The sequence below is a fragment of the Aquimarina sp. genome, assembly GCF_977115655.1.
This window is the reverse complement of sequence record NZ_CDSBKO010000029.1, coordinates 53,368-68,807: the sequence shown is the minus strand read 5'-3', so window position 1 is coordinate 68,807 and position 15,440 is coordinate 53,368. Positions and strand designations below refer to the sequence as shown.

Sequence of the window (15,440 nt, the reverse complement as noted above, 5' to 3'; positions counted from 1 at the left end):
GTTTGCAGTAGATCACAGATGAAATAGATTTTCTATTGCATAATCTGGGTTTAAGGTTGTTTTTTGGTTATAATATGTATTAAGTGCTTCTTTAAAAAGTAGTTGGTATCATGCTATTTTTATTTGTATATATTTTTCTTTTTCATGACAAGATTATGTACAGAGTATGTTTTTTTTAAATAGAAGTGTGTACCTTTTTAATCACCTTTTCAACTCTCTTTCTTTTGGTTTCTTTTTCTATTTCGTTTATTCTGGAGATAAGGGTTTGGATAAATAATTCTTTATTTTTTTTATTTATTACCGGTAGTGTCTTTTCTGCATACATAGGCAGTTGATTGGTCGGGCTTTTAAGTACCAACTCCATAAGCAGGGTAAAAGAACTGTCGGCATATTTTGTAAGACCACAAAGTTTAATTAAAATATGTACAGCATTGTCTTTGGTGATTACTGATCCTTTGTCTGCGGCATTCATGATTGTGGTAATGTTATTAAAAACATCTTGTGGGGACTCTGTGGTTATGGTGCTTATAGCGGTCATAGCACCCCATTGCAATCTATTGTTTTTACTATCCAGTAAAGATAAAAAGTCTTTTAGGTATTTGGCAATTAAAGAGGGAGATTGCTCTCCAACCTCGTATAATACTTTAATACAATCGTTTTGAATGTTTTTGTTTTTATTGTTTAGGGTTTCTATAAGTTCCAGAACCGCTTTTTTGTCATTGGTTAGTACAATTTGTTTTGCCAGTTCCTGATTAGGGGTTTCATCTCTGCGATCAAGAGCAGATGCCAATTGATCAATAATGGATATTTCTTTTTTCATAGGTTCAATTTTAAAGAGAACAACACTAAAATCACTTTAAAAATAAGATTTTGGGGGATAAGGTTTGTGTTTTTTTGTAAGAAGTGATTGGTTTTAATGTTTTTTGCTTTGTAAAGAAATGTTTTTTTATCTAAAACAATAAAAAAAGCTCTAGTTTATAATAGCAATGATAGTTGTGAAAACATACATTTAATTGATTTTAAAATGTTTGTCCTGTCCTAAATCCTTCCCGAAGGGAAGACCTTTAACTCCCTTCCTTCTGGGAAGGGATGGGATATGCTGAGTTTCGATAAAACTATCATTGTTATTATAAAATAGAGCCTAAAAAAACTAAAAAATGGTGTAAAACAGGCAAACTTTTTTAGTAGGAGACCCCCTTGTCGGTAAGGGGGGTACCCCATATACAGATGGGGTCGACCCCACCCAGAGGTGGTTCGAGCCGATAATGTATCGGTTCGAAGTGATATTTTGACCCTTCGAGCCGATAAATTATCACTTATATGTGATATTAAATCGGTTCGAGCCGATATGCAGACAGGTATAAGTGATAATTTATCGCTTCGAACCACCTTAGTATCGCTTCGAAGGGTGTTGGTAAGGGGTATAAGAAACCTTAGTATCGCTTGGAAGGGTGTTGGTAAGGGTCTTGTTGTCACACTGAGCTTGTCGAAGTGCTTTTAATTTATGTTTTTTAATGTCTCTCTTCGACAGGCTCAGACCGACAACTAAAAGCTAAATCAACATAAAATAACACTGATCTTTCTAGTAAAAAATCTTTTATGCCATTTCATATTAATTTAGCTATAAATGGTAACAAGCTCAGTTTGACAGATAGATATTGATTTTTAGATACTTTTTAAATAGAAATACAATACTTGATTTTTTAGATTTCTGTATCTGGAATATCCGTTGAGGTTCCGGTTGATTTTTTAAACAATACTTTCATATCCTGATATACTGTTTTTGCTCCCGGTTCATTTTCGCCTGCTAAAAAACGCATCATTCTATAAAAACTTAATGCATTATTATAATTATCAAAATCCAGTAAAGTTTTAGTATCTACTAATTGTTGCGACAGGTTTTCTAGTTGTTGCACGTGGGTTTCTAATTGCTGGCGAGTGATATAGTCGCGGTCAAATTCTTCTTTATCCAAAAAACGAGGAATCCAGTTTGGATGTTGCTCCATATAACTTTTTGCTTTGTCTACAATAAGCTTATTTTGGTTGGCGATCCGCCCGTACTGTCCACGTTGCTCTGGGGTAAGATTTACTGTTTTGCCCTGTAACACCTCCCGGATATCTTTTATCCCATTGCTAAGCTTTTTTAACTCTTCTGGACTAAGCGTTAAACTAATTAAATTTTCTAATGCCATATTCGTGCATGTTTAAGATTATTGATTATTTTTTTACAGCACAAGGATAGAGTATAGTAGTTTCGTTTTTCGGGAGTGGTGTTTTTTTAAGAGAGTTTTAAGAAAATTTTTGCATTTTTTAGGTGTTTTTGTCTGTACTAGATTAGATAGAAGAATGTTTTTTGTGATTGCTTTAAAAAAACGGTAATGTAATTACATTACTTTTTGGGCTAAATATCTTTGTACAGCATATACATCGATACTTTTATTAAACTTTTTACTTACGGTAGGGGTGTTCTCGCTAGAGATCCAAATTTTTAACTCTGCATCCAGGTCAAAGGTACCAGCGGTTTCTAAAGAAAATCTCGAAATATTTTTATAAGGCATAGATTTATATTCGGCTTTGCTTCCTGTAATACCTTGTACATCTATTAAAATCAGTCGTTTGTTGGTAAACATAAAAACATCTCTAAGTAATTTGAACCCTAGCTCTATTTGTTCATTTTCGATAAGGAGTCTACCGTATTTTTCATTTAATTTATCGGTAGATATTTCACTTGCATTTCCTAGTATTTTATTAAATAATCCCATTTTGTATTTTGGTTTTTAGTGGTTGATTGGTAGAGCAAAGAAATTGATGGTGGTTTTTTTAAACTCTATTGTTATTTGATTAAATTCTTTTTTCTGAATAAAATCAATGTCTTTTTGAGTAACAATATAACTTATTTTAGTAATCCATCGATTCGAAACATTTGAATAGTCGGATTCTATCTCGATGGTATCAGAATTTATGATTAGTTCTTCTTGGTTTCCCAAAAAGGACAATTTACTTCCTTTAAAGGTTTTTATGTTAACATTACTAAGTATAGTTGCATTCATAAAATCAAAACCTGCAAGCTCTTCATATTCAATCCAAATTCCACCATTATTAGATTCTGCTATTTTTTCGCCTTTGGTTTTTAGTATTTCATTTTCTGTAAATGTATCTACATGGGTACGTTCCATCGCTTTTATGTTTCCAAAACCTGCTAATACTTTGTCTATTGTTTTAAATAATTTCATTTTTTAATTGTCTTTAATATTATAAATCCTTCAAAGGTTTATGAATTTCCTTTTCGGGGTATTGTTTATTGTATGAAATTTAAGGTTCCTTAAAATCAAAGAGCTGGCATAACTCAGGGTATTGAAAGCAAATCTTTTCCTCTTCAAAAGACTTTCCTTTAATTTTTTGGTTTTTAACTCTTAGTTCTTTCATATATTCACCTGTATTCTCTTCGTAGATATTTTCTGCAACATACATTAGTTCTTCTAATTGGGGATCTTCTAAGTTAAAGATTTTTTCAAATTTTGAAATATCAAAATCCCTAATGGCTTCAAAGGCTGTTTTGCCTTTGGAAACAACCCATAATCTAAAATAATCAAATGCATCGTTCCCACAGCCGCGCCTAATAATATAGGCCAAAGCCCAATTGTCCCAATGATTTAATTGATTGTAGAAGGTAAGTAAAAGTTTTTGAAACCTTTTTATTTCTGTAGGTTTAAAAGCAGACAATTTATGTGTTAGAAGATCTATAAATTCTAATTTATCTTCTGTTTCTTTTCTGCTTTGTTCAATTAATTCCCAGAAGATGGTTTCATTTATTTTTCGTGTTTCTTTTATTTCTGGTTCTTTGCTTTCTGGAAACTCAACTTTTAATTGATGAATGTCAGTGATATATCTGTCAATGTCATTCAATTCTTCTTCATCAGTAAAAGTAACGACCTGATTTCTATAAATTTTCAAGGCATTTAAAGTATAATTTGCAGAATAATAGGTGGATTTTTTAATGTCTAACAGATCAGTAGAAGAGTGTGGGCTAAATTCAGACATATCCAAAGATTCTAAATTTTTCCACATAATTTCAGGGAATTTCTCTTTTAACGTTTCAAAACGTGTATACGTTAGAATTAGATTATGCCGGAAAACATGACCCCATATTCTCCTGTGTAGCCTTATCTCTCTTTCTTTTGCTAATCGTTCAGTCAAAGGAATAATGAAATTTACACAATTGCCAGAGTCCCAATTTTCAATAATAAAAGAAATGAGTTCTTTATATTTTCGTTTTTCAATCCATTGGTCTCTTATTATTTCTAAATCTTCATTATACTCCAATTTAACACTATTGGGTAAGGCATAGGCTTCATCCAAAAAATCACTATAGGCAGACATACGCTTTTTTATTGGTTTACAAATTCTCTAGCTTTACATCTTGAAAACTTGTTTGTTTTGATATAAGGGGTTATCTCATAAATAAGCACCACATCCTTCTAAAGAAGTATCGGTCTGGGTTGATAGCATAAACATATAGGCCATTTTATCTTGTAATTCTGTAAGTGCCCAGATTTGAGTCAATTTTGCGTCCACTTTCCATCCTTTTAGAAAAACGAATGTTCTGGTTTGTTCTGTATTAAACTTTATGTTTTCAACTTGTAATGTTTTACATAAGGCTTCCATTTGACTTTTTTTAGCTGCATAAAAATGAAATAAAACGGTAAACTCCTTATCTTCGGTAATACCGCGATGTTTCCATCTTTCCCATAGCTCGGCATTTCTTTTAAAATGACTTTCTAGTTCGGTATTATTATTTATGACAGGTTTTTTACGGAACAAAAAATTTATGTGCCCCCAGTCTTTGTCTTCTATTAAGTTATATGAAAAGTTTCTGATCTGCTTAGGTTGATAGGCTATTGATTGAAGATATAAAGAAAGTTCTTTTTGATCATTGAGGTATAAAAATAGTCTAAACTTACTATCGTTAAAGAAGTGTGCTACAAAATAGGTGTCGCAGAACTTGTCTGCTTTATTCATTAAAAAATCTTCGACGTCATAGCACGTTTGTGATATAGCTGGAAGAGAAGGTAGACCGTGGTCATTTAATTCGTCTTCCTTTAAAAGAACTGTAATGTCAAGACAATAAGGAAAGCTTGATTTATCGGCAAAGTTTTCTGTATCTAAATTAATCTGTCCAACCAAGGGTTTTCCATGAACTTCTTTTTCAAAAACAGCATAGTTTTCTTTAGTATTTTTCATTGTCTAACATATATATATTACAATTCATCCAACTTTTTATGAATTTCCTTTTCGGGGTATTGTTTATTGTACCGTTTATCAATGCTACCAAAAAACACAGGTATGTGTTCGGCAGGGGTGGTATCGTAGTCATTGATGACGGTAGATCCCATTGCAGAAAGATACTTTAAGTTGGGCATATCCTTTACAAATTGGATGCTTGCTAATTTCTTACAATCTATTAACCTTAATCGTTTTAATTTTTGCAAACTCCCGATAGGGGAAAAGTCCTCTAATTTCCAACAAATATTAATTTCTAATTCTTCTAATTTTTGAAGTGTAGTTATATCCGAGAGATCCGTAAGGCTTCTTACTGCACCTAATGACAACCAGTCTAGATTTGTAAGAGTTTCGATACCTTTTAAGGATTTAATTTTAGACCGTGTAATACCTAAACCTGTCAAGTTTGTGAGAGTAGATAATTTGGTCAAATCTTTTTCATCAAATTCTGAAATGTACAAAACCTTTAAATCGGTATTGTTTAACGCTTCCATATTTATGATGTGTTTTTTTGACCAAACACTTAAATTAAGTGAGTACAGCGATTTTGGTAGTTTAGCACAGTCAAGAACAAAATTACTATCGTGAAAAAGTGAGATTGCTAAACCTTCCAATTTCGGAAATTTGTATATAAAACTTTCTTCTGCAATACCTGTATAGTTACTAATATCTAACAATGTTAAATTCTGAAAAACCGTTACAAACTTACTTATAAAATCGTGCGAGTATCCGTTTCCAAATAGCCTTATTTTGCAATCTTTCTTCAATAATTCTTTATCTACTGAATCCAAATCAGAATCTGGTTTTACCATTAAATAAGGTTCATTTGGTGTGCCTGTTTGTAAATACATATTAATTCAATATTATAGGTTTAAAATCAGTCGGTAAATCCCATCTTTTAGCTAACTCTTGAGCTTTTTCTACTAATTTATCTTGTCCTTCTTTGGTTTTCATATTAAATCTTCCACCAACTGGATTAACCTTATTCAGCAATTGATGAAATTTAGAACTCTTATTTAAATCAGCACCGTATTTTTTAAATATAATAAACTGCTCATAGATTTCTCGTTCCTTTTTGGTAGACCCTGGCATTTTATGGATGGTTCCGTGCAAGATTTCTTTTGCCTCTTTTAAGAAGCCTTTATTGCCTGAATGTTCTTTTAAGCGTTTTGTTACTTTTTTAGATTGTCCTACATAAGCTTGCGCAAGATCATCTTGGGTTTTAATTATTAAGTCATAAACACCCTCTCCTTTATCAATTACTTTTTCTGCTTTTTTGGCAATTTTTAATGCAGCCACCCCTGCCCCTACAAAAGGTATTGCCGATGCAATGCTTAATGCTGCATCGCCATAATTACCACGTGCCAAAGATATGCAACCATTTATACAATCGGCAATTTCACCAAGTCCCGGAAAAAGACCGGCAATGTCTAAAGCTGTTTGTACGTTATCTGCCCAAGCCTCCCAAGTGGTTGGCTTTCCCCCGTTCTGTTCTGCATCATAGCGTCCTACTTGTTTCCATTTTACCAGATCATCAGAGGAAACATACTGCATATTGGCAAATTCTGGATTGCTGCGATCTACTACATCGTTGGGTAGTTTTAATCCTGCAAAATCTACGTTGGGAAAAGCTATCTTTGCTTGCCCTAAACTCCCCCTAAAACCACCAATCGAATTATCATAGTAATATACTTCTTCTCCGCTAGATGAAATTTCGGATTTATATTGTGTTATAGAGATGGTCCCGTCATCGTTTACTTTGGCAGCAGTAGAACGTTTTATTTGAGCGATTCGATCACCAACCAATATGGCTTGGTGATGAACACTTAATAATGTTTTACCACTTTCGTCTACAGAAGTAATATTGGACTGTACGGGTTTGTCGATCACATCACCGCCGCCCAATTGCACCTTCATGTCTGCCTGGCTTACCACCTTGCCTTTGTGGATGATCTTTATGGTGTTCTTGCCATATTGATCTTTGTAGTTATTGCTCATCTTGGTGATCTTCCGGGATTACTTGTAATGGGATTTTTTCCTTATAGGTACGTGTTGTATAATTTTTGAGGATATTGTCCTGTAACCGTTCTCCTTGATACAAAAGTGGTACTTTAAATTGTGAGAGATCTATATCCACGGTCTCGTTGTTCATATTTTCGGTTTCGAGTACGTTGTATATTTCGTGTCCGCGGTTGTATTTATCCAGAGCAACATCTTCACGGTCTGTAATATATTGCCTTACCACGCGGGGTTGCTTATCCTTGGCTTCTACAGCTTGATATGGCATTTGATCACTTGGTGTAATCCAGCTTTCTTGCCAAGGTTTTACTAAAGTTACTCCTTTTACTTGTTGTATGGCGGCAGAAATAGTCATGGTAATGGTCATGGGTTCTTCTCCCACAGCGGTAAATGTTTCTTTCCAGTAGGTTAAGGCAGCATCGTTAAATTTGTATTCAAAAAGGACAACACCATCAAAATCGCCTTGGTAAAATACGATTTTGCCTTGGGTTAAGGTGCAGAGTTTCCCTTTTGGGCTATGGGTGATCCAACGCAGTAGTCTGTCGTCTTCCCAGCCGGAAGCAAAGATTACAGTGATAAACCCTCCCATTGGGATTTCGCCACAGCGACCCGTTTTAGGATTTAAAAATCTATGATACTCTAAATTTGTCCATAATAATTCACGAACAGTTCCCAAAACGAATAATTTGGCTACGGTCATTGGTTAGATTTTAGGTTTTAAGGGTTAGCAATTATTTTGGTTTAATTGCTTAGTAGCTAAATTAGTAAATCTTTTATTTTCTTAATTTTTTTAATGTTAACGAATGTGTATATTTTAAGGAGAGAGTTTATTTACTTGACTATTGCAGGATTTACCTTGTTCATTAAATCACCTATTCTTTTCCAATCAACCCTATATTTCTTCAAAATAACATATTGTTCGTAAACTTCACGTTGTTCTTTTGTAGAGCCTGGCATTTTATATAAAATCTCATTACCTACTTTAGTGACCTTATTTAGTTTACCTCTTTTTCCAAAATGGCTTCTTATTCTGGTAACTACGTTTTCAGATTGACCAATATACCCTTTTACATCTTCCCCATTTTTAAGGATCAAATCATAAACCCCCTTATTGTTTAGCCCGGTTTGCAGGCTATATGCCTAGTAAGACCGCAAGTAGTTGCTGAAGTTTACAAATCCTCCAGCTTTATTCCCGTATCTCTTTTTCGGGGTATTGTTTATTGTACCGTTTATCAATGCTACCAAAAAACACAGGTATGTGTTCGGCAGGGGTGGTATCGTAGTCATTGATGACGGTAGATCCCATTGCAGAAAGATACTTTAAGTTGGGCATATCCTTTACAAATTGGATGCTTGCTAATTTCTTACAATCTATTAACCTTAATCGTTTTAATTTTTGCAAACTCCCGATAGGGGAAAAGTCCTCTAATTTCCAACAAATATTAATTTCTAATTCTTCTAATTTTTGAAGTGTAGTTATATCCGAGAGATCCGTAAGGCTTCTTACTGCACCTAATGACAACCAGTCTAGATTTGTAAGAGTTTCGATACCTTTTAAGGATTTAATTTTAGACCGTGTAATACCTAAACCTGTCAAGTTTGTGAGAGTAGATAATTTGGTCAAATCTTTTTCATCAAATTCTGAAATGTACAAAACCTTTAAATCGGTATTGTTTAATGCTTCTATATTAATAATATGTTTTTTAGACCAAACACTTAAATTAAGTGAGTACAGCGATTTTGGTAGTTTAGCACAATCTAATATGAAATCGGTGTCCCTGAATAATGAAATTACAATACCTTCTAATTTAGGAAGATTATAAATAAATGAATTATCAAAATCCCCTCCTGTTTTCATTCCAATATCTAAATGTTTAGTTTTCTTGAAAACTTTTACAAAGTTTTCAAGAAAAGAATTGCTATAATTACTGCCCGAAAGCCTAACAGTATATTCTTTTTCTAGATATTCAGGATTTACATTATCTAAATCTGAATCTGGTTTGATCATTAAAACTGGCTCATTTAATCCTGATAGGTACATATTAATTTAAAATTACTGGTTCAAATTCCGTTGGTAAGTTGTGTTCTTTTGCAATTTCTCTTGCTCTTTTTTTTAATGCTTCTACTCCTGCATCCGTTCTTAAATTGTATCTACCACCAACAGGATTGACTTTATTTAATAGCTGGTAGAATTTATTACCTCCTTTTTTAGTGAGGTCGCCTCCATATTTTTGCAATATAATAAACTGCTCATAGATTTCTCGTTCCTTTTTGGTAGACCCTGGCATTTTATGGATGGTTCCGTGCAAGATTTCTTTTGCCTCTTTTAAGAAGCCTTTATTGCCTGAATGTTCTTTTAAGCGTTTTGTTACTTTTTTAGATTGTCCTACATAAGCTTGCGCAAGATCATCTTGGGTTTTAATTATTAAGTCATAAACACCCTCTCCTTTATCAATTACTTTTTCTGCTTTTTTGGCAATTTTTAATGCAGCCACCCCTGCCCCTACAAAAGGTATTGCCGATGCAATGCTTAATGCTGCATCGCCATAATTACCACGTGCCAAAGATATGCAACCATTTATACAATCGGCAATTTCACCAAGTCCCGGAAAAAGACCGGCAATGTCTAAAGCTGTTTGTACGTTATCTGCCCAAGCCTCCCAAGTGGTTGGCTTTCCCCCGTTCTGTTCTGCATCATAGCGTCCTACTTGTTTCCATTTTACCAGATCATCAGAGGAAACATACTGCATATTGGCAAATTCTGGATTGCTGCGATCTACTACATCGTTGGGTAGTTTTAATCCTGCAAAATCTACGTTGGGAAAAGCTATCTTTGCTTGCCCTAAACTCCCCCTAAAACCACCAATCGAATTATCATAGTAATATACTTCTTCTCCGCTAGATGAAATTTCGGATTTATATTGTGTTATAGAGATGGTCCCGTCATCGTTTACTTTGGCAGCAGTAGAACGTTTTATTTGAGCGATTCGATCACCAACCAATATGGCTTGGTGATGAACACTTAATAATGTTTTACCACTTTCGTCTACAGAAGTAATATTGGACTGTACGGGTTTGTCGATCACATCACCGCCGCCCAATTGCACCTTCATGTCTGCCTGGCTTACCACCTTGCCTTTGTGGATGATCTTTATGGTGTTCTTGCCATATTGATCTTTGTAGTTATTGCTCATCTTGGTGATCTTCCGGGATTACTTGTAATGGGATTTTTTCCTTATAGGTACGTGTTGTATAATTTTTGAGGATATTGTCCTGTAACCGTTCTCCTTGATACAAAAGTGGTACTTTAAATTGTGAGAGATCTATATCCACGGTCTCGTTGTTCATATTTTCGGTTTCGAGTACGTTGTATATTTCGTGTCCGCGGTTGTATTTATCCAGAGCAACATCTTCACGGTCTGTAATATATTGCCTTACCACGCGGGGTTGCTTATCCTTGGCTTCTACAGCTTGATATGGCATTTGATCACTTGGTGTAATCCAGCTTTCTTGCCAAGGTTTTACTAAAGTTACTCCTTTTACTTGTTGTATGGCGGCAGAAATAGTCATGGTAATGGTCATGGGTTCTTCTCCCACAGCGGTAAATGTTTCTTTCCAGTAGGTTAAGGCAGCATCGTTAAATTTGTATTCAAAAAGGACAACACCATCAAAATCGCCTTGGTAAAATACGATTTTGCCTTGGGTTAAGGTGCAGAGTTTCCCTTTTGGGCTATGGGTGATCCAACGCAGTAGTCTGTCGTCTTCCCAGCCGGAAGCAAAGATTACAGTGATAAACCCTCCCATTGGGATTTCGCCACAGCGACCCGTTTTAGGATTTAAAAATCTATGATACTCTAAATTTGTCCATAATAATTCACGAACAGTTCCCAAAACGAATAATTTGGCTACGGTCATTGGTTAGATTTTAGGTTTTAAGGGTTAGCAATTATTTTGGTTTAATTGCTTAGTAGCTAAATTAGTAAATCTTTTATTTTCTTAATTTTTTTAATGTTAATGAATGTGTAAGGTTTAGGGACAGTTTTTATTAGGTATTGAATACATCGATGTTTAATAAAAACAAAACCCCTCTATCCTATAATTTAGATAGAGAGGTCGTTCCAATTCCCTTTTTTTGGTTTTCGTATTTTTTATGTTTACGTATCGTCGTAGTATTATCTACTACAATACGAGGGTTATATTAGTATAAACGATACCAAGATGGATTAAATCTGGTTTGTTTTTAGTCGTTTTCTGGTGAGATAAATTTGTAGATAAGCCCTGCAAAGATTGCTCCTATAATTGGTGCAACCCAAAATAGCCATAGTTGCTCTATTGCCCAACCACCTGCAAATATTGCTTGGCTTGTGCTTCTTGCCGGGTTTACAGAGGTATTGGTTACTGGTATACTTATTAAATGTATAAGGGTTAAACCTAATCCTATTGCCAATCCTGCAAATCCTTTTGGTGCTTTAGAGTGCGTTGCGCCCAAAATGATGATCAAAAACATAAAGGTCATTACTATTTCTGTTACCAGAGCCGATAGCATACTATAGCCTCCCGGGGAGTGTTCTGCATATCCATTGGCAGCAAATCCGCCAACTTCAAACCCAGATTTTCCGGTAGCGATAAGATATAATATCCCTGCACCGGCAATACCACCAAGTACTTGAGCAGCAATATAAGGCAGGAGTTCGTTTTTATCAAAACGCCCGCCTATCCATAAGCCTATAGATACTGCCGGATTAAGGTGGCAACCCGAAATGTGCCCGATAGCATACGCCATAGTTACCACAGTTAGACCAAAGGCGAGTGATACGCCTGCAAATCCGATTCCTAATTCGGGATATGCCGCTGCCAGTACAGCGCTTCCACATCCTCCTAATACCAACCATAAGGTTCCGATAAATTCTGCAATTAATTTTTTCATGTTAGTTACTTAATATAGTTTATTGTTAATAATGGTGGGTATGCTAATTACTAAAGTAAGAATATTTTGTTTTACTACTGCTAATTTACGTGTCCCTTTTTTAATATTTTTATGGTAATCCGTATACTAAATAAAAAAAACTATATATCTGCAATCGACCTGTACATACTATGTACGGGATATAATCCTTTTTGTTATGTAAGTCCCTTTGCCGAATTAATGCTTACCAGATCCAGAGTAGTTTTGTAGAGATCTGTATTCAGTATTTTAGATTTTATCCAGGCATAAAAACTCATGTCAAAAATATCTTCTTTTTGTGATGTTTGGGTAGTAAGTGTTTGTAGTACTTTGTCTTTAAAAGTACCGGTAGTGGCTATCTCTGGTTTGTTATAACAGGTAGTGGCTAGTTTTAAAAAAGAAAGTACCCGCGTATCTTCATTATTCTTTAAATACAATCCATGTTTTTTCTTAAAACCGGCAATTCTGGATTCTACCACCTCGATATGATCCAGCTCGATATGTAACAGGATTTCTATCAGGTTTTTTTTTATTACCCACGCAATACCTGCTTTTTCGGTATACCAGATATCACTATGGTAAAAATCATTAATAGTGTTTAGGGCTTTTTTAAATTGTTGCTGCTGAAAATAGAATACAATAAGACCTAATTTAAGGTCTAAAATATAAGAAATCTGATCTTTATAGTTTTCATAATCAAAAACCTCTAACATGGTAATAGCTTTTTTTGCTTCACCTGTATAATTAAGGTTAAGGGATTGTAAAAGAATGTATTGTGGGTAGAATTGCTGATGGTATTTTTGCCCGTGTTTTTGCATTTGCTCTTGCATAGCCTGCAAATAGAGTATAGAGGTTTTAAAATCTTTATTTCTAAAATAAGAATTGGCTACATAGTACAAGATCTGAATGTGATAAAACAGGTGTTTGTCTATCAGGCTTTCTTTATTTTCGATCTGTTTATAAGTCTCTTCTACAAATGGCAAAACAGTATGATAATCTCTGGTAACATAAGCCGTTTTGTTGGTAATCTCTAATATTTTAAACAAGGACCTAAAGGTAAGGTCCTGTGTGATGGATAACCCAAATTTTAATAAGGTATTTTTGATAATAGGCACTATACCTTTTTTTTGTTGTATAAGCTCATGTTGTACTGTAGCATAAAACAAGTTTAAGTTTTCTTCTTGCTGTAACGATTTTTTATTGTTTTTAAAATGAATAAGCAACGTGTCTAAAGAGGCAGAAGTATTAAGATGTGCATATTGTATTTGCGTATAATAGATTTCGTTAAGAATACTAAAAAGAGCATAATCTTTTGCTTTTTGCTCTGCTTTTTTAATCGTTTTAAATGCAATTTTATATTGTTTTTGCTCAAAAAAAATTCTACTTACCCTTAGTAATCTTATAGCTTCCATTTCTTCAGAAGTTTCCTCTTCAAAACTTTTGGAAGCTATAAAATCGATTAAAGTATCGTGTAGCCTTTTGCATAAAGCATGGTATGCCCCTTTGGCTTTTTTACCATAAATAAGGATGTCCAAATCTTTATGTGTAGAAGTGCTGTCTAAAAGTTTAAACAACTGTATGTTTTTGGTATCATTCCTTTTGTTTTTTTGGCGCAACAAAGCTATAAAGCGTCTCTTTTCTTCATTAGATAAGGTCTGGATAATAGAAGATAGCATATATTATATAGTAAGTTTTTGTGTATAAAAGTACTATAATTATTGAAAAATATGATTTTATGTATAAAATATATCGTAAGTTTTTTTGTAAAGTAGAATTTTATATCCAAGTAGATCATCGCACATTTGTCTTGTCAAAATAAACAATTGAATAATCATCAAAATCAATTATTATGAATTACAAGTTTAATGAAGATGTATCTGAGAATACTATCGAAGATGTTACAAAAAAAGAAAAGAAAGTATACGATCAAAAGCCTACACCGGCATTTATATCAGCATCCTGGGCAGCACTTTTTATAGGGATGATATCGTATTGTACCGGGTTATGGAATGCAGGGATGGCTCTTAACGAAAAAGGATACTATTTTACTATCCTGCTATTTGGATTATTCTCTGCAGTATCTGTACAAAAAAGTGTGCGAGACAGATTAGAGGATATACCCGTTACCGATATGTATTATGGTATTAGCTGGTTTACCACACTTACTTCCATCTTGCTGTTAATTATTGGTTTATGGAACGCAGATCTGGAACTTAGTGAAAAAGGATTTTACGGAATGTCGTTTGCCTTAAGCTTATTTGCTGCTATTGCAGTGCAAAAGAACACCAGAGACAAAAAATTTATCGAAAACAGTAAAAAGTAATCAAAAGAAGGGACCTGAGGGGGCTTGAGGTCTCTTGTTTTGATGATTAGAAAAGGCAGCCGTAAAGTTGCGGTTGCCTTTTTAAAACTATTGATATACCCGGTAAAGATTAATGTAAAAGATGAAGAAATGATAACAAAAATGATTCATGCCATTATTTTTGAATATTCCTATGCGCAGCTTTATTGGCTTACTTTTTTCTATTTTTTTGCTTTGTATTATGGTATAGCACCTGTGTTTAACAGAGCATGTATATGGCTAGCAAGTAAAGGGATGGTTTATAAAATCCGTAAAGAGAAAGCTACAAAAAAACAAATGAAAATGGAGAAGGTACATTCTCTGAAGTCGATTTTTATTTTTGGGTTTTCGGTACTGCCAATAGTGTATTTGATAAGGTCAAATAGTATAGTGTTGCTTCCGGATACTTTGTTGAATACTTTATTAGGTATACTATTGCTAACTTTATGGAACGAGATCCACTTTTTTGTGGTACATCGAATAATGCATATTCCATTTTTTATGAAGACTGTGCATAAAATCCATCATAAATCTATAGTCCCAACAGTATATTCTGTATTTAGTTTTCATTGGTTTGAAGCTTTACTGTTAAGTACGGTTCCGGTTACCATACTTCCGTTTGTACCATTTTCATCTATAGCAATTTTTTTATACCCTTTGATAAGCATATTGTTAAACTATTCGGGACATTGTAATTACAGGTTTGGAAAAGGCAATGGGGCAGACTGGAAATTATTTGGTACCCGACACAATGCACATCACAGTGAGTTTAAAAAAAGTTATGGATTTGCATCACATATCTTAGATAAATTAAGTAATAAAATAAGCCATCGGTGGCAATCAAAAAAATAAACA

The 15,440-nt window shown here is 34.1% G+C and carries 17 protein-coding genes; 2 read left to right on the top strand and 15 right to left on the bottom strand.

Annotation, left to right across the window (positions count from 1 at the left end):
* Positions 1–175 precede the first annotated feature (175 nt).
* The 15 genes from ACZIYX_RS13330 to ACZIYX_RS13260 form a co-directional block, all read right to left on the bottom strand.
* The gene (locus tag ACZIYX_RS13330) at positions 176–820 is read right to left on the bottom strand and encodes a hypothetical protein (RefSeq protein ID WP_462682736.1); all 645 of its coding nucleotides are present in this window, start codon (positions 818–820) and stop codon (positions 176–178) included.
* Positions 821–1,703: 883 nt separating this feature from the next.
* Positions 1,704–2,192 carry a hypothetical protein gene (locus ACZIYX_RS13325; RefSeq protein WP_462682735.1) on the bottom strand — a complete coding sequence of 163 codons (489 nt, stop codon included), beginning with the start codon at positions 2,190–2,192 and terminating at the stop codon, positions 1,704–1,706.
* Between the two features lie 192 nt (positions 2,193–2,384).
* Positions 2,385–2,762, bottom strand: coding sequence for a PH domain-containing protein (locus tag ACZIYX_RS13320; RefSeq protein WP_462682734.1), 378 nt, complete (start codon positions 2,760–2,762; stop codon positions 2,385–2,387).
* 15 nt (positions 2,763–2,777) lie between these two features.
* On the bottom strand, positions 2,778–3,233 hold the full coding sequence (locus tag ACZIYX_RS13315; protein WP_462682733.1) for a hypothetical protein: 456 nt from the start codon (positions 3,231–3,233) through the stop codon (positions 2,778–2,780).
* Between the two features lie 79 nt (positions 3,234–3,312).
* Entirely contained in the window at positions 3,313–4,380 is a 1,068-nt protein-coding gene (locus tag ACZIYX_RS13310; protein ID WP_462682732.1) for a DUF4240 domain-containing protein, read from the bottom strand.
* 75 nt (positions 4,381–4,455) lie between these two features.
* A complete protein-coding gene (locus tag ACZIYX_RS13305; RefSeq protein WP_462682731.1) occupies positions 4,456–5,241 on the bottom strand; it encodes a DUF695 domain-containing protein in 786 nt (261 codons plus the stop codon).
* 17 nt (positions 5,242–5,258) lie between these two features.
* Entirely contained in the window at positions 5,259–6,131 is an 873-nt protein-coding gene (locus tag ACZIYX_RS13300; protein ID WP_462682730.1) for a hypothetical protein, read from the bottom strand.
* A 1-nt stretch (position 6,132) separates the two neighbouring features.
* Positions 6,133–7,278: a hypothetical protein gene (locus ACZIYX_RS13295; RefSeq protein WP_462682729.1), complete on the bottom strand. Its 1,146-nt coding sequence runs from the start codon at positions 7,276–7,278 to the stop codon at positions 6,133–6,135.
* On the bottom strand, positions 7,268–7,999 hold the full coding sequence (gene tssD, locus ACZIYX_RS13290) for a type VI secretion system tube protein TssD (RefSeq protein WP_462682726.1): 732 nt from the start codon (positions 7,997–7,999) through the stop codon (positions 7,268–7,270). The genes ACZIYX_RS13295 and tssD (ACZIYX_RS13290) overlap by 11 nt, the downstream gene beginning before the upstream one ends.
* Positions 8,000–8,130: 131 nt before the next feature.
* Positions 8,131–8,430: a GIY-YIG nuclease family protein gene (locus tag ACZIYX_RS13285; protein WP_462682741.1), complete on the bottom strand. Its 300-nt coding sequence runs from the start codon at positions 8,428–8,430 to the stop codon at positions 8,131–8,133.
* Between the two features lie 55 nt (positions 8,431–8,485).
* On the bottom strand, positions 8,486–9,307 hold the full coding sequence (locus ACZIYX_RS13280) for a hypothetical protein (RefSeq protein ID WP_462682728.1): 822 nt from the start codon (positions 9,305–9,307) through the stop codon (positions 8,486–8,488).
* A gap of 34 nt (positions 9,308–9,341) precedes the next feature.
* Positions 9,342–10,493, bottom strand: a complete 1,152-nt coding sequence (locus ACZIYX_RS13275) for a hypothetical protein (RefSeq protein ID WP_462682727.1) — start codon at positions 10,491–10,493, stop codon at positions 9,342–9,344.
* Entirely contained in the window at positions 10,483–11,214 is a 732-nt protein-coding gene (gene tssD, locus ACZIYX_RS13270; RefSeq protein ID WP_462682726.1) for a type VI secretion system tube protein TssD, read from the bottom strand. The genes ACZIYX_RS13275 and tssD (ACZIYX_RS13270) overlap by 11 nt, the downstream gene beginning before the upstream one ends.
* 325 nt (positions 11,215–11,539) lie before the next feature.
* Positions 11,540–12,226, bottom strand: a complete 687-nt coding sequence (gene aqpZ / locus ACZIYX_RS13265) for an aquaporin Z (protein WP_462682725.1) — start codon at positions 12,224–12,226, stop codon at positions 11,540–11,542.
* 194 nt (positions 12,227–12,420) lie between these two features.
* Complete coding sequence (locus tag ACZIYX_RS13260) at positions 12,421–13,920, bottom strand: hypothetical protein (RefSeq protein ID WP_462682724.1); 1,500 nt, start codon at positions 13,918–13,920, stop codon at positions 12,421–12,423.
* Between the two features lie 173 nt (positions 13,921–14,093).
* Between ACZIYX_RS13260 and yiaA the strand changes: the two genes are divergently transcribed.
* Complete coding sequence (gene yiaA, locus ACZIYX_RS13255) at positions 14,094–14,567, top strand: inner membrane protein YiaA (RefSeq protein ID WP_462682723.1); 474 nt, start codon at positions 14,094–14,096, stop codon at positions 14,565–14,567.
* A gap of 42 nt (positions 14,568–14,609) precedes the next feature.
* A complete protein-coding gene (locus ACZIYX_RS13250; RefSeq protein WP_462682740.1) occupies positions 14,610–15,437 on the top strand; it encodes a sterol desaturase family protein in 828 nt (275 codons plus the stop codon).
* Positions 15,438–15,440 lie beyond the last annotated feature (3 nt).

What these genes read in the sequence shown, in the direction of transcription:
- ACZIYX_RS13330 (WP_462682736.1), bottom strand. Translation starts at nt 820, where the DNA reads ATGAAAAAAGAAATATCCATTATTGATCAATTGGCATCTGCTCTTGAT.
- ACZIYX_RS13325 (WP_462682735.1), bottom strand. Translation starts at nt 2,192, where the DNA reads ATGGCATTAGAAAATTTAATTAGTTTAACGCTTAGTCCAGAAGAGTTA.
- ACZIYX_RS13320 (WP_462682734.1), bottom strand. Translation starts at nt 2,762, where the DNA reads ATGGGATTATTTAATAAAATACTAGGAAATGCAAGTGAAATATCTACC.
- ACZIYX_RS13315 (WP_462682733.1), bottom strand. Translation starts at nt 3,233, where the DNA reads ATGAAATTATTTAAAACAATAGACAAAGTATTAGCAGGTTTTGGAAAC.
- ACZIYX_RS13310 (WP_462682732.1), bottom strand. Translation starts at nt 4,380, where the DNA reads ATGTCTGCCTATAGTGATTTTTTGGATGAAGCCTATGCCTTACCCAAT.
- ACZIYX_RS13305 (WP_462682731.1), bottom strand. Translation starts at nt 5,241, where the DNA reads ATGAAAAATACTAAAGAAAACTATGCTGTTTTTGAAAAAGAAGTTCAT.
- ACZIYX_RS13300 (WP_462682730.1), bottom strand. Translation starts at nt 6,131, where the DNA reads ATGTATTTACAAACAGGCACACCAAATGAACCTTATTTAATGGTAAAA.
- ACZIYX_RS13295 (WP_462682729.1), bottom strand. Translation starts at nt 7,278, where the DNA reads ATGAGCAATAACTACAAAGATCAATATGGCAAGAACACCATAAAGATC.
- tssD (WP_462682726.1), bottom strand. Translation starts at nt 7,999, where the DNA reads ATGACCGTAGCCAAATTATTCGTTTTGGGAACTGTTCGTGAATTATTA.
- ACZIYX_RS13280 (WP_462682728.1), bottom strand. Translation starts at nt 9,307, where the DNA reads ATGATCAAACCAGATTCAGATTTAGATAATGTAAATCCTGAATATCTA.
- ACZIYX_RS13275 (WP_462682727.1), bottom strand. Translation starts at nt 10,493, where the DNA reads ATGAGCAATAACTACAAAGATCAATATGGCAAGAACACCATAAAGATC.
- tssD (WP_462682726.1), bottom strand. Translation starts at nt 11,214, where the DNA reads ATGACCGTAGCCAAATTATTCGTTTTGGGAACTGTTCGTGAATTATTA.
- aqpZ (WP_462682725.1), bottom strand. Translation starts at nt 12,226, where the DNA reads ATGAAAAAATTAATTGCAGAATTTATCGGAACCTTATGGTTGGTATTA.
- ACZIYX_RS13260 (WP_462682724.1), bottom strand. Translation starts at nt 13,920, where the DNA reads ATGCTATCTTCTATTATCCAGACCTTATCTAATGAAGAAAAGAGACGC.
- yiaA (WP_462682723.1), top strand. Translation starts at nt 14,094, where the DNA reads ATGAATTACAAGTTTAATGAAGATGTATCTGAGAATACTATCGAAGAT.
- ACZIYX_RS13250 (WP_462682740.1), top strand. Translation starts at nt 14,610, where the DNA reads ATGATTAGAAAAGGCAGCCGTAAAGTTGCGGTTGCCTTTTTAAAACTA.